Consider the following 14,081-nt stretch of genomic DNA (forward strand, 5'->3'; position numbering starts at 1 on the left):
AAGGGAGAAAACAATGCGTGAAGCCGTCATCGTTTCCTATGCACGCACCGGCCTCGCAAAATCCGGCCGCGGTGGGTTCAACATCACGCCACCGATGTCGCTGGCCGCACACGCCATCAAGCACGCGGTCGATCGCGCCGGCGTCGAGAAGGATTATGTCGAGGACTGCTATCTCGGCAATTGCGCGCACGGCGCGCCGAACATCGGCCGCCAGGCCGCGCTGCTCGCCGGCCTGCCGACGACAACAGCCGGCGTCTCGGTCAACCGCTTCTGCTCCTCGGGCCTCCAGACCATCGCGATGGCCGCCAACTCGATCCGCTCCGACGGCGCTGATTGCATCGTCGCAGGCGGCGTCGAGAGCATTTCGATGCCGGGCGGCGGGACGCCGAAGGAGTCGATTGATCCTGAATTGCTCAAGGTCGCGCCCGATATCTTCATGGCGATGATCGACACCGCCGACATCGTCGCCGAGCGCTACAAGCTCAGCCGCGAATATCAGGACGAGTTCTCGCTGGAATCGCAGCGCCGCATGGCCGCGTCGCAGCAGGCGGGCAAGTACAAGGACGAGATCGTCCCGATGAAGACCAAGATGAAGGTCGTCGACAAGGCGACCAAGGCGGAGTCGATCGTCGACTACGTCGTCGATCGCGATGAGTGCAACCGTCCCGAGACCACGCTGGAAGGGCTGGCAAAACTCGAGCCGGTCAAGGGCCCCGGCAAGTTCGTCACCGCCGGCAACGCCAGCCAGCTCTCCGACGGCGCCGCCGCCGTGGTGCTGATGGAAGCCAAGGACGCCGAGAAGCGCGGCCTCAAGCCGCTCGGCCGCTTCGTTGCCTGGGCGACCGCCGGCTGCGAGCCCGACGAGATGGGCATCGGACCCGTGTTCGCGATCCCGAAGCTCCTCAAGCGCACCGGCCTGAAGATCGACGACATCGATCTGTGGGAGCTCAACGAGGCCTTCGCCAGCCAGTGCCTCTATTCGCGCGACAAGCTCGGCATCGATCCCGCCAAGTACAACGTCAACGGCGGCTCGATCGCGATCGGCCATCCCTTCGGCATGACCGGCGCCCGTCTCACCGGCCACCTCCTCCAGGAAGGCGCCCGCCGCAAGGCCAAGTGGGGCGTCGTGACCATGTGCATCGGCGGCGGCCAGGGCGGCGCCGGCCTGTTCGAGATTTATAGCTGAGGCGAAGCTGCAGGAACACGAAAGGGCACGGCGCGAGCCGTGCCCTTTTTGTTTGGTCCGTGTTCCAAGCTTATTCGCGCTGCCGAGGAAATCTTTGTCTCGCCGGGCGTTGAGCGCGATGGGGCAGATGGAGGAGAATGTTCATGCGCACAACAATGGCAGCAATCCTTATGGTGGTCCCGCTCATGGCAGGGCCGGCGCTCGCGCAGACGACGCCGAACCCGAACATGCAGAGTGAGGCCGACAAGGGCATCAAGACACAAAACTCCGGCGCCTCGGGCTACGTCGGAGAGCAGGAGAAGCCGGGCGCGGCCGCGAACGTGCCGGGAGACCGCACCACTACGACAGGTGGGGTTGCCACCTCTCCCAGCGCACAGAACTCAGGGGCAGGGATCGCGGGCGCCCCGGGCAACAAGAATGGCCCGCCGGCGCGCACCGGAACCGTCGGCTCGAGCTCCCAAAATCAATCAGTTCAGGAGCAAGATCCTTCGAACATAAAGGGTTTGCCCGGCAACAAGAGCGGACCGCCTGCCAAGCGATAGGTGAGCCGGCAAAGAACAGCCGCGTCACCGAAGGCGGAGCTTGAATGCGAGAGGGCACGGCGCTTGCGGCGCGCCGTGCCTTTTTCGTTGCGCATCGATCGCCGCGAAACTATACAGCTCCCGTCGGAAAAGGCAGATTTGGTCTGGTAAGCCCAAATCCTTTCGGTAACGAAAGCTCTGGTCTTTGGCCTTGTGCACGAGATCCCCGCGACGAACATCGGACGCCATGCAGGCGCCCAATCGTTCGTCCGTGTGATTCTCGAAGCCAGGGAACGCTCCGGTCGAACATCGACCACAGGAGCGTCTCATGCAAACCCGATCCACGAATCCATACGACGTCGTCATCGCCGGTGCCGGCCCCGTCGGCCTGTTTCTCGCCTGCGAGCTGCGGCTCGCGGGTCTCTCCGTGCTGGTGCTGGAGCAAGCAGAGGACCCGCATTCTCCCTTGAAGCAGCTCCCGTTCGGCTTGCGTGGCTTGTCGATCCCCACGACCGAGGCTTTTCACCGTCGCGGCTTGCTGGACGATATCGTGGCCGCGCAGCACGCGAAGTCAGGCGCGATCAAGAGTGCTGCCCACTGGATGCAGCAGACACGGCGGCCCGCAGGTCATTTCGCCGGTATCCAGTTCTATCAGGACGATGTTGATGCCGCGAAATCGCCGTATCGCCTGCCAACGCCGGCGGATGGCAATTTCGCCGTCGACATGGAAACACTCGAAACCGTTCTGGTCGCGCGCGCATCCGACCTCGGCGTCGAGATCCGGCGCGGCTTCGGCGTCAATGCCATCATTGTTTCAGACGAAGACGTCGTCGTGCAGGCGGCCGGCGAGACTTGTCGCGGACGCTGGCTTGTCGGTTGCGACGGTGGCCGCAGCAGCGTGCGCAAGATCAGCGGATTCGACTTCGTCGGCACCGATCCGGAGTTCACGGGCTATTCCATCGACGTCGAGCTGGCCGATCCGGACAAGCTTATTCCCGGCCGCAACTACACGCCCACGGGCATGTATACCTATGCGCAGCCGGGGACGATCGCGATGGTCGATTTCGACGGCGGTGCTTTTCACCGGACCGCGCCCATCACAATCGAGCATGTGCAGAAGGTCTTGCGCCATGTCTCCTGCACGGACGTTACCATCACGGTGCTTCGGCTCGCCGCCACCTGGACGGACCGCGCCCATCAGGCCACGACCTATCGCAGGGGGCGCGTGTTTCTCGCGGGCGATGCCGGCCACATCCATTCGCCGCTCGGTGGCCAGGGCCTCAATCTCGGCCTCGGCGATGCCTTGAATCTGCGTTGGAAGCTGGCCGCGACGATCCGCAGGCAAGCACCCGCCGACCTGCTCGATAGCTATTCGCGCGAGCGACATCCTGTCGGCGCGCAGATCCTCGACTGGTCGCGGGCGCAGGTCGCGATCATGCGGCCGGAGCCGGGCACACGCGCGCTCCAGGCCATCATCCGCGATCTCATCGAGACCCGCGATGGTGCGACCTATTTCGCGGAGCGCGTCCGCGGCGTGTCGCTCCGCTACGATCTCGGCGGCAGCCATCCGCTCGTCGGCCGGAGTGTTCCCGATTTCGAATGGCCTGATGGAGCGACGGTCGGCGAACGCCTCAGGACGGCGAAAGGGCTGTTGCTGGACTTCGACGCGCGCGCACCGCGTCAGGCGCTTGCAAGCCGTTGTGGCGACTGCATCACATATGTCGCTGCCGCGCCCGAGGATCGTCTGGGCCTCAGCGCCGTGCTGGTTCGCCCCGATGGTTTTGTCGCGTGGGCCAGTGACAGCGCAGTCGACGATGAAGAAGCAGCTCAGGCCGCGTCGCGATGGTTCGGTGAACCCATGGAGGCGCGCTGAGCGCCTCCGCGCCTTACGCCCCCGCCACCACCGGCGCAAACACCACTTCGATCAGCGTTCCGGAATTTGCCCCGCTCTTGATGTTGAACCGGGCGCGGTTGGCTTCGACCAGCGCCTTGGTCAATGACAGGCTGAGCGCCGAATTGTCCGCGGCATCGCCGGGCGGCGGCGTGCGGAACGGCTCCATGGCGGCTGCGACCTCGCGCTCCGACAGGCCGTGGCCGGTGTCGCGGATGCGAAGGGCGATCTCGCCGCGGTCGGACAGCGCGGTCGAGACGATGACCTGGCCGCCGGCGCTGGCAAGCCGAATCGAGTTCGAGATCAAATTCATCGTGATCTGCCGCATCGCGCGCGCATCGGCCGCGACCTGCGGCAGCGCATGCGCCAGCGAGGTACGGATGATGATGCGCTCGCGGTTGGCCTGCGGCTGCATCACCACGACACAGGCCTCGACGAGGTCGTTGAGGTTGAGGTTGGCGAAATTGAGGTCGAGCTTGCCGGTCTCGATCCGCGACAGCTCCAGCAGATCGTCGATGATGGCAATGACGCGCTCGCCGGAGGCGCGGATGTCCTTCATGTATTCGCCGTAGCGCTCGTTGCCGAGCGTGCCGAAGCGTTCGGAGATCATCACCTCGGCAAAGCCGATGATGGCGTTGAGCGGGGTGCGGATCTCGTGGCTGATCCGCGCCAGCATGTCGGCCTTGGCATTGGCTGCGCCGTCGGCGAGACGTCGTGCACTCTTCAGCTCGCTCTCGCCCTTCTTGCTCTGCGAGAGATCGCGGAACACGGCGAAGAAATTCGGGCCGTCGGGCCTGGTGCGGCCCATGATCATGGCGAGCGGAATGACGCCGCCCTTCTTCTCGCGTCCCAGCACCTCGCGGCCATGGTCGAGCAGGCTCGCGATGTTCTGGCTCTTCATGCTTTCGAGATAGTCGATGACGACATGCTGGCTCTCGGGCGCGAACAGCGTCACCAGGTTCTGCTGCATCAGCATTTCGCCGTCGTAACCGAACAGCGCTTCGGCGCTGCGGTTGCAGGCGTGGATGTTGCCTTCGGCATCGAACATCACGATGCCCTCGGCCGTGGTGTCGAGGATCGCGGCGAGATCCTCCGCGTCCGCGTCGCCGGCTTCAAGATCGGGCTCGACAGCGTAGGGGAAGGATTCCGCGACGACAGTCTCGGCGACAACGGACGGCGCGACGACGGCAGGCGCAGCAACGACGGCAGCTTGCGGCAGCGCGCAGATCAGCGCATGCGCGCTGTCGCCGTCCCAGTCGATCGTGTGCAGATGCGCTTCCGTGGTCGGAAGCGGCCGCTCGCCATTGGCAAAAGTCGCGCTGATCGTCACGGGCGTGCCGGCCTGCGACGTGCTGCTGGCCGAGGACACGCCCGGCTCGACATAGAGCGCATCCAACCCGCCGGCATCCTCCAGCGCGGCGAGGCTGGCATAGCCCATGCGCGCGAGGAAGGCGGGGTTGGCGTAGAGCAGGCGGTCGAGCCGATAGATCAGCATGCCCGTCGGCACCAGGTCGAGCAGCGCGCGGTCGCGCACGCTGTGGCCGTGTGCGGGCGGCGCGGGCTCGGTCAGCCATTCGGCCGTGGATTGCGCCGGCGAAAATTCCTGCGCTGGTGGCTCGGGTGCCGGCGGTTCGGGCGTGAACTCCGCCATCGGCGGCTCTGCCGCGCTGGAAGCGATCGTCTCGCGCTCGCGTTCGAGCCGCTCGGACAATTGCCGGGCGAGCTCGTTGAACGCGCTGTTCTCGACCGGCGTCAGCGTCGGCGATCTCTGATCACCGGGTGATCTGGCATCGCCGGCCGGGCGGAACGGTACGACATTGGGAGGCGTTTCCACTGGCGTTTCCGGTTCGGTTGGGTGTGAATTCACATCGGGTGCGGGTGCGGGCAGTTCGGCGACAGGCACAGGCTCAGGCTCAGGCGGCTCGATCGGCGGAGGCGGCGCCTCTGCCACGGGCTCCGGTTCGGGCTCGACCATTTCGGCGGACAAGCCGTGCTGCGCTGCCGGCTCGACGAACAGCTCATAGCGCCTGAGCGCATCGAGCCGGTTGAGGCTATCGAGATCGCGGCAGACGCCAAAACCACGAAAGCCTGCAAAATTGCGCTCGCGGTCGTAGACGGGGAGGCCCGCCAGCTCGACCGGCAGATGCTCGCCGCCGTCGGCCGGCCAGTTCACGGTGATGCCGGCCCAGGTGTCGTGGCTCGCAAGCGCCTGCGCGACGCGGCCGTCAGGATCGAGCGCAAATTCGTCGGCGATCTCGCGCCAGGAGCGGCCGAAGCTTGAGGCCGTATGCGTGCCAATCAGGCGGATGAACTCGCTGGACGCCAGCACAAAGCGGCCCTCCGCATCCATCTGCCAGAGGAAGCGCAGCGGATGCTGGCGCGGTGCGGGCGGCTCTGCTGATTGCGGCTCGACCATGTGTGAGGTGATCGGCGCGGCCTGCGGCGGCACGATGGCTTCCGGCGGGTTATCAACCGGAGTCTTGGGCGCGGCTTCGAGCGGCGCATCGGCCGCTTCTTTCACGGTGTCTTTAACAGCGTCCTGGATCGTGACGATCTCCGTCGCCGGTGTCTCGACCGGCTCGGCGAAGGCATCGAACAGCGTGATTTCGGATGGAGCCTCGCTCGACGGCGCGCCCTGCGCATCGTCCGGCACCGCCGGCGGCGGAGTGTCCGGTGCAGCAGGCTGAGCGACCTCCTCGGCAGCTTGGGGCATTTCAGCCGCCGGCTGCACAGCCGGCTCGATCAGCGCGACCAGGCCGATATCGTCGCCGGTGCCGACCCGTTGCAGCACCATCTGGCCGATGCCGATCGGCATCGCGACGCGGCCGTTGCGAAGCGCATCGTTGCGGGCCTGTTCGAGGCCGACCTCGGTGAGATCGCGAAAGCCGAGCAGGGGGCGGGCGGCGTCGCTGGCGCCGGCGAACAGTCCGTCGGGCGCGAACGCCGCCATCGGCACCGTCGCGCCGTCGACGAGACGATGCAGCCGCTCGACCAGCGGCATGGCGCGGCCGGCCGGATCCATCGCAGTGACGAGCACGCCATGTCCGCCATCGGCGAAGTCGAGCCGCGCACAGGCGCAGGTCATCAGCGCGCCGAGCCGGGCACCGAAGCCGCGCAGCCGCTCCAGCCTGATGGCGCCGTTCGCCGGCAGCCGACGGGCGAGCCTGACAACCTGGCGGCGATGGCCGTCGGCCGGTCCAAACATCCTCGCAGCGAGCGCCGTGGAATTCTTGGCGCCAAACAGCTTTGCGCCGACCGGATTGGCCCAGAGCACGCGCGTGCCGTCGATCGACCAGAGCCAGGTGGCGAGCTGCGAGGTCGCATGCACGGCCAGCCGGGGATCACCCACGCCTCGCAACTGGAAATCCGAACTCGTCATCCAACCGGCTTCAAGTCTCGCTGTCGCATCTCGTAGGGCAGCTGCCGGGAATGGCAGCCTTAAGAAAGGGTTAGTATCGCCCGCGGGGGCGGGCAGGTCCACGGCCGCAGCCTACGGGCGGAAGCCTAAAGCCGCGATAACCTTAATGTGGCGGGACCCGCAAGCGGGACCTCCGCGGCATCCGCAGGATTCGTGAGTGGACCGTCGGCGTTGGCGTTACGGACGCGACCAGGCCGGCCGCGGGCTCGGTTTCACCTCTCCCGCTTGCGGGAGAGGTCGCGCCGAAGGCGCGGGTGAGGGCTCCTTCCTCATCGGGGCTGTCCCATTGCGGACGCACCCTCACCCCAACCCTCTCCCGCAAGCGGGAGAGGGAGCGGACCACTTTCCTGCTTCGCATCCCGCCAACCTCAACCACGGGTTCCCCTGCCGGGGAACCTCACCCTCCCCGAGATTAAATTTCGCCCGCACCCCCGGATCACATTGCGGTGCACAATGTTGACATGTTAGGCACGGATAAAGCTGGGCGCTGGGCGAGCCATCTCGTTTGTTTCGCGTTTCCAGTCTTCGTACCCGCTGAATGACAGGCCTTCGGGGCCCGGCGGGCGCGCCAGAAGGCTCACTCCATTTTTCATTATCGTGAGGGACCAACCATGACAGGTGCGACTGATCCGTTTTCTGCCTCGATCATTCCGTTCGAGGTGCCCGAGCAGATGCGTGCGTTCGCCGAAAAGGGCGTGTCGCAGGCCCGCGAGAGCTACGCCAAGTTCAAGGACGCGGCCGAGACCCACAACGGCACCGTCGAGGCCGTGTTCACCACCGCCCACAAGGGCGCGAGCGAGTACGCCGCCAAGCTGATGGAGTTCGCGAAGGCCAACACCCAGGCCCATCTCGACTTCACCCAGGAGCTGTTCAGCGTGAAGTCGCCGTCGGATGCGTTCGCGCTGTGGACCGGCCATTCCAAGACGCAGCTCGAGACCTTCCAGGCCCAGGCCAAGGAGCTCGCCGAGATCGCCCAGCGGGCCGCCACCGCGACCGCCGAGCCGATCAAGGCCAGCGCCGCCAAGCTCTACCCGCCCGCCGCCTGATAGGCCGCTGGTCGATCAAGTTAGGAAACCCGGGTCGAAAGGCCCGGGTTTTTCTTCATCTCTCCCGCTTGCGGGAGCGGCCGGGAGAGGGCTCTCTCCCCACCGGGCGTGTCGCCGAAAGCGGGCGAGGGCAGCGTAACGCCGCCGTGGTCACCATCAGGCTCGATTTCATCGCGCCGAGGGCGATTTACCCCGGATTTTAGCCCGGCAGCGGCCTTGCCAAACGGAGCCGTTGCACCTAGTTTCCGCCCCGTCCAGCCCCCTTTGGAAACGGCCCGTTCAGGGCGCCCGTAAGGCGCGGCTCGCAAGGATGCAGTTGTAGCTCAGTTGGTTAGAGCGCCTGTCTGTGGAACAGGAGGTCGGTGGTTCGAGCCCACCCAACTGTACCATGGTTGCGGATAACTCCGCTTTCTCAGCATCTTACTGATAGACCTGACCTATTTGCGCCGCCATAAAATGCAATGGCATCGCGGATGATCAAGTTAGATCGAGCGAGGGAGGCGGGTTTATCGTTCGCAAAGGTATCTCCCCCGCGTCCTACGACTTAACATTGAGCAAGCGCTAAAGGGGCGGCGCAACAAGAATATGCGGGGGTAGGAAAATGGCTGCGTTTTCGTTCGGGGTCATGGCGGCGGGCATTGCTGGCCGATTGTTGACATCCGGATTGCAGAGAGTTGGCACGCTTACCTTTCAAAAAGCGATGCGCATCTCTCGCATCGAGCACACCTTAAAAGGCGTTCCGCTAAGGAATCCGCAGGTTAAGGCTGCGTCGGACGACTTCATTACGCTGATCGGAAATCGATACGGCGAATATACCGAACAGTTGAGTAAGTTTCTTGAAGAGCTGGAGCGCAGCGGCCTCATTACAGCGATGGTCGAAAATGCCTTGGTTGACCGAAAATCCGAAGAAGTTCGTAAAGCGTTCGTGTTGCTGCACGCAAGAGTCATCAATCCAAACGAGGATGACGCGATCTCGCTTTACGAGAAGATGATGGTTTCCTTTGCCATCACATTTAGAGAGGTGTCGAAAGACAAGAACACGCACGCCGTTTTGCAACTCATCAGCCGCAACGTCGCATCAAGGTTTGATCAAGTCGATTCGGCTCTCCAAGCCCTTAACAAGCAGCTTCCTCGAGCGCAGCATAGCTCTGTACAAGGAATGCAGCCAGCATTGCTCAAGCTCGTACGAGGGTTGCAAGCCGTCACAAAGCAGGTGCGCATTGAGACAAACAAAGGCGCGAGATCAGTCGATATCTCGAAAATCTATATCCCGCCGAAACTCAAGTATCGCGACACAGCTAAGAACGCGGATTTGATAAGCAATGCAGCTTCGGTCGTCCGTGCAAAAAGGCAACGCTCGGATGCATCGGAATTAGTCGAGTGGCGCGTCGATCCTACGTCGCTGAATACTATCGGTTACGGGGACCTTAAGCTCTCATTCTCGCGAGTCGTGATTTTGGGAGACCCCGGCGGTGGGAAAAGCACGATCTGCCAAAATCTCTGTTTTGACCTTGCCAAGCAGGCGGCGGGCGCCCTCTTGGCGGCAAACAAACCGTCGGCGCAACTACAAAAATTTCCAATCCGAGTTGTCTTGCGCGCATTCGAGAAAGCCCGCACGGTAAATCCTCAGCTAAGCCTCTTCGATTTCATCATTCGTGATTTAATTAATCACGTTTCTCTCGATTTTGAGGAGCTTCGTGAAGCCGTGCTATATCTGCTCACGACAGGCGCCGCTGTGCTTGCTTTCGATGGGCTTGATGAGATTCTTGCGACGGCACAACGCCGCGAATTTGTAGATCTGGTCCTCTCATTTTGCAATCAGTACCCTCTTTGCCCGGTGGTGGTCACATCCCGCCTCGTTGGCTACGATTCGGCTCCCCTAACCGGAGAATTTGAGGAGCTCGTGCTGGAGCGCTTTGATGAGAATGAGATTCTCAACTACCTAACGAAATTTTTTAAAGTGGTGGGCGAACGTACTGAAGCAGAGTCGTCGCAGTACGCTCAAGACTTCCTGCGGCAAACCGCATCGAATGCATCAGATCTTCGCGCAAATCCGCTCATGTTAGGGCTAATGGCTTGGCTATTCAACGCGAGAGGAGACGTGCCTTCTAATAGGCCCGAAATTTATAGAGAGTGCGCCATCCTAATGTTTGAGCGCTGGGATCCGGATCGCGACATCAAAGCAGACGTCCCGTCTGATTTTGATAAGCTGCATCTGTTCAGTAGTATCGCTGCAAATATGTTTGGCGATCCAGAGCTCGCCGACGGAGTGGAGGAGGCTTGGCTGAGCGCAGAGATCAAGCGCTATCTGGAAGCTCTATACGAAAATAAGTCCCAAGCGACCGCGGGTACGAAAGCTGTTGTTAAATTTATCACCGGGCGTGCCTGGGTGATGACCGATGTCGGCGAGAACGTATTTGCCTTCACCCACCAGACCTTTCTTGAGTATTTCTTCGCTCGCCATATCGACGAGAAGGCTGATAGCGTCGAAGAGGTTCTGGGGGAGATAATTCCGCATGTCGTCGTGAAGGAGTGGGATGTTGTAGCGCACCTCAGTTTGCAGATCAAAACACACCGGAGCCTTCGGCGTCAAAATCAAGCGATTGAACAACTGATCGAATTGATCAATGCTACTTCATCAGTAGAGGAGAGAATGAGCCTCAATCTCTTTGCGGCTCGTGCGCTCGAATATCTCAATGCGTCGGAATCCCAAGTCAAATCGTTAGTCGAGCGCATCTTTAATGAAGCCGTCGAAAACGGCGAACCTAATGATGCCTTCCTTGCAATCCGCCATTGTGCATATTGCTGCGCCGAACGCAGAACCTTCGTGCGCAGCCTACTTCTGGAGCTTATTGTTAGTACGTTCAAGAAGGGTGAGACGCGTCAGCTTGAGCGGCTTGCGAGAGCTATGTCGTCGGTTCGAACAGGTGGTGCGGTAAAAACAGCGGTTATTCCCCCTGAAATTCAGTCAGCCGCTCACCAAGCCGTTAAAAGAATGGTCATTGATCGATCCGGCGAAAGCGAGTTTTTCGCGGGTCTGGCGTGGTCATGGTACGGGCACCTGACGGAGGCTCTTTTGCGAAAGTTTGGGATAGCGCACTTTTACAACGGGACCCTTGAGGCAAATCCATTCTTCATCGACGGCCTCACCCATCTTGTGCTTGCCGGATCGGATCAATTTAGTGCTGAGTTCCCATTATTACCCGAAGCGGCCCGAGAGGCCTTGGTTGCGGTCGGACGTGTAGGGTTTTCAACGCCGGTAGAGGGTAAGCAACGTTTCAATAGGCCGCCGATAAGGGGAGGGGCGCCCTTAACCTTTTGGAAGAGCGTCCTTGGCCAGTATAAGAAATTCCCTGAAGCATTGATTGGGGTGTTTTTCATTTTTCTTCTCGTTTCGGAGTTCGACGGGGACGAGGAACAGTCCGATCCGCAGGCCAGCGAGTTCCGCGGCGACGTAATTGAGGCGGTACTAAAATCGCGGGCTCTGAAGAAAGCGCCCGCCTATGAAGACATCGCGCGGATTGCTCGCGCGCCCATCTTCGATCAGCCCAAGGGACCGTCGAGCAGCGGCATCGAAGGGCAATTGCAAAACGAGGAATTGCAGTGACAGCATACATTGGTCACGGCATCTTGGCGTGAGGTCCTGGCGGATGTCCAATTTCGGTGATCTCTGGCGCGAAGGAGCGCATTATACTCATTTCGTGAACTGAGTATAACCACGTGGACTAATTGGGGCTACGGTGTCAGTGCAACAAACTCCCGACGCGGGAAGCGTCCCTAACGCCGCTCAAAGCATCTCTGTCCCCGGTCGCCGTAGCTCCCAGGATCGCAATGCGATATCGGTAGCGAGCCAAAGACGTTCATGGAAAGCAAGCCAGGCGGAAAAGATCGTGAGTTTCTTCCAGCGTCTCAAGACAGCAGCATCCGCTGAGTGGCGGGCCTACACCGAGCATCCCTTCACGAACGGATTGGCGGACGGCTCGCTCCCTGAAGCTGCGTTTCGTCACTACCTCGTTCAGGACTATCTGTTCCTCATCGAGTTTGCCCGCGCCTACGCGCTCGCGGTCTACAAGTCGCCGAGGCTTGCCGACATGCGTGAGGCAGCGGCCGGCCTTTCGGCCATCCTCGATGTCGAGATGAACCTGCATGTCAAACTCTGTGCCGATTGGGGGCTGTCCCCGGCCGATCTCGAACAGGCCCCTCCGGCGGCCGAGATGCTGGCCTATACGCGCTACGTGCTGGACGCGGGAATGCGCGGCGATCTGCTGGCGCTCAAGGTGGCGCTTGCCCCCTGCGTGATCGGGTACGCGGAGATCGCAACGCGGCTCGCCTCGCTCCCCCTCGCGGACGCCGCGTCGAACGCCTACCGCGTCTGGATCGCCGAGTATGCCGGCGCGCCGTACCAGGAGGTCGCGGCCAAGGCGCGGGCGCACCTGGATCATCTCGCCGATCTCTACGCCACGCCGGCCCGCGAGGCCGAGCTGATGGCGATCTTCAGGGAAGCCACCCGGCTCGAGGCAGATTTCTGGGAGATGGCCTGGCGCGCGGGCCAGCGTGTTGAATAGCGGTTTCGGCAATCCATCAGGCTCTTAATCAACGGGTTCGAGGCCTGGTGCGGGATTGCGGTAACCGTGCACAAAACTTCCGATCTTGCAGGGCGCGAGCTGTCGGCAACGACGGTCAATGCACGAAGTTAGTATGCCGAGCTCGTTGAGGCCGCTTCGAGTTTCCCGAGGCGTCAGTCGACATTGACGTCCGCTGGCCGCGCCCGGCTGGACAAATCCGCCGTTTGGCGTAACCTTTTCGCACAGCAACATGTCAGCGGAGGTCCTCCGTGGAACATCGCGGCGTCAGATTCTCAATTGTTGAAATGAGCTATTTATCCGGTTGGCAGTGGACCGTCGGAAAGGGCCGAACCGTGTCGGTCGGTGTTTGTGCGACGAGGGGCGACGCGATCCGCCAGGCTCGGACTTTTATTGACGCGATCATGGACTGGGCCGCCTAGACTGCCCATGCGCCCGCGTCGTCGCAAATGCCGCTACAGGCGGCTGAGCAGTTCGGCCTTCTTCGACTCGAATTCGCTATCCGTCAGGATGGACTTCTTGTGCAGTTCGGCGAGCTTCTCGATCAGCGAAACGATCTCGTCATGCTGGGCCTGCGGCGCGCCGAACTGGTTCGGTGGCGAACTCGCCACGGTCGGTGGCGGTGGCATCGGCGCCGGCGCGCTCGGCGCAGGCTGCACCCAAGGCGCTGCCTGCATCGAGGGATCGGGTTGGCTGGCATAGGGCTGCTGCGGGGCGGCGCCCGTATTCACAGGGTTGATCCGCGGCAGGTCGGCCACGCGCACCAGCCCGAACTGGCTGGTGAAGGTAATCGACTGATCGCCGCTTTGCTGTTGCGAAAAACCGCCGATCTGGTGCTGGCCCGTATCGTAGACCGACACCTGACCATTGATGTCGACGGCCAACCGCCGCGCCGCCGGAAAGTAGGCATAGCGCAGATTGTTCTGACCGCCCGTCGAACCGGGCATGCCGAGATCAGCGGGCCACCAATTGCTCGATGCTGCGGGCACGAAAAGGCTCGAGCCGCTGCCGCCGTAGCCGCTGTTGCCATAGCCGTTGCTCTGCTGCTGGTGGCTGCCTCCGGACTGGCCTTGCCAGCCGCCGCCGCCTTGGGATTGGCTCTGGCTTTGGGCGGGCATCTGGAACAGGGGTTGTCCCTGGATCAGGCTGGACAACTCCTGGCACAGCGAATCGACGCGGCCCTTGAGGTAGTTGTTGAACATGTCGCCGATCATGATCATCCCGCCCATCGACCATTGGCCCATGCCGCCGAATTCCGGATGATTGAATTGGGCCTGGTTGCCGTATCCGGCCGAAACGGCCAGAAGCATGCACAGGACAGCGTCACTCGAAAATCCGTGCCGGCGCGCCACATCATCGACGATCCGCCGACCTTCGTCCGTCAACTGTTGCATGATCTACCCTTACCTGGACGCGCGTTCGTCGCCGAACCGGGA

At 62.2% G+C, this 14,081-nt stretch carries 8 protein-coding genes and 1 tRNA gene; 7 read left to right on the forward strand and 2 right to left on the reverse strand.

What is annotated here, in order from left to right:
- Positions 1–13: 13 nt before the first annotated feature.
- The 3 genes from B5V03_RS02975 (at position 14) to B5V03_RS02985 (ending at position 3,580) form a co-directional block, all read left to right on the forward strand.
- Positions 14–1,186 carry a thiolase family protein gene (locus B5V03_RS02975; protein WP_129267789.1) on the forward strand — a complete coding sequence of 391 codons (1,173 nt, stop codon included), beginning with the start codon at positions 14–16 and terminating at the stop codon, positions 1,184–1,186.
- A 320-nt stretch (positions 1,187–1,506) separates the two neighbouring features.
- Positions 1,507–1,728 carry a hypothetical protein gene (locus B5V03_RS42185; RefSeq protein ID WP_433995326.1) on the forward strand — a complete coding sequence of 74 codons (222 nt, stop codon included), beginning with the start codon at positions 1,507–1,509 and terminating at the stop codon, positions 1,726–1,728.
- A gap of 307 nt (positions 1,729–2,035) precedes the next feature.
- Positions 2,036–3,580, forward strand: a complete 1,545-nt coding sequence (locus B5V03_RS02985) for an FAD-dependent monooxygenase (RefSeq protein ID WP_129267791.1) — start codon at positions 2,036–2,038, stop codon at positions 3,578–3,580.
- Between the two features lie 13 nt (positions 3,581–3,593).
- Here the strand turns inward: B5V03_RS02985 and B5V03_RS02990 are convergent, their stop codons facing one another.
- Entirely contained in the window at positions 3,594–6,977 is a 3,384-nt protein-coding gene (locus tag B5V03_RS02990) for a PAS domain S-box protein (RefSeq protein WP_129267792.1), read from the reverse strand.
- A gap of 650 nt (positions 6,978–7,627) precedes the next feature.
- On the opposite strand from B5V03_RS02990, the gene B5V03_RS02995 reads away from it, so the two are divergent.
- The 4 genes from B5V03_RS02995 to tenA all read left to right on the forward strand — a co-directional run bounded on the left by B5V03_RS02995 (position 7,628) and on the right by tenA (position 12,627).
- Positions 7,628–8,062, forward strand: coding sequence for a phasin (locus tag B5V03_RS02995; protein WP_129267793.1), 435 nt, complete (start codon positions 7,628–7,630; stop codon positions 8,060–8,062).
- Between the two features lie 312 nt (positions 8,063–8,374).
- A tRNA-His gene (locus B5V03_RS03000) sits at positions 8,375–8,451 on the forward strand.
- A 212-nt stretch (positions 8,452–8,663) separates the two neighbouring features.
- The gene (locus B5V03_RS03005) at positions 8,664–11,669 is read left to right on the forward strand and encodes an NACHT domain-containing protein (protein ID WP_129267794.1); all 3,006 of its coding nucleotides are present in this window, start codon (positions 8,664–8,666) and stop codon (positions 11,667–11,669) included.
- A gap of 283 nt (positions 11,670–11,952) precedes the next feature.
- On the forward strand, positions 11,953–12,627 hold the full coding sequence (gene tenA, locus B5V03_RS03010) for a thiaminase II (RefSeq protein WP_129267795.1): 675 nt from the start codon (positions 11,953–11,955) through the stop codon (positions 12,625–12,627).
- Between the two features lie 473 nt (positions 12,628–13,100).
- Here the strand turns inward: tenA and B5V03_RS03015 are convergent, their stop codons facing one another.
- A complete protein-coding gene (locus B5V03_RS03015; RefSeq protein WP_129267796.1) occupies positions 13,101–14,039 on the reverse strand; it encodes an SHOCT domain-containing protein in 939 nt (312 codons plus the stop codon).
- Between the last annotated feature and the right edge of the window lie 42 nt (positions 14,040–14,081).

It is taken from the genome of Bradyrhizobium betae, assembly GCF_004123905.1.
In the GTDB taxonomy this organism is placed as follows: Bacteria; Pseudomonadota; Alphaproteobacteria; order Rhizobiales; family Xanthobacteraceae; genus Bradyrhizobium; species Bradyrhizobium betae_A.

Excerpts from the sequence above, each read along its gene's own strand:
- B5V03_RS02975 (WP_129267789.1), top strand. The coding sequence starts at position 14 with ATGCGTGAAGCCGTCATCGTTTCCTATGCACGCACCGGCCTCGCAAAA.
- B5V03_RS02985 (WP_129267791.1), top strand. The coding sequence starts at position 2,036 with ATGCAAACCCGATCCACGAATCCATACGACGTCGTCATCGCCGGTGCC.
- B5V03_RS02990 (WP_129267792.1), bottom strand. The coding sequence starts at position 6,977 with ATGACGAGTTCGGATTTCCAGTTGCGAGGCGTGGGTGATCCCCGGCTG.
- B5V03_RS02995 (WP_129267793.1), top strand. The coding sequence starts at position 7,628 with ATGACAGGTGCGACTGATCCGTTTTCTGCCTCGATCATTCCGTTCGAG.
- B5V03_RS03005 (WP_129267794.1), top strand. The coding sequence starts at position 8,664 with ATGGCTGCGTTTTCGTTCGGGGTCATGGCGGCGGGCATTGCTGGCCGA.
- B5V03_RS03015 (WP_129267796.1), bottom strand. The coding sequence starts at position 14,039 with ATGCAACAGTTGACGGACGAAGGTCGGCGGATCGTCGATGATGTGGCG.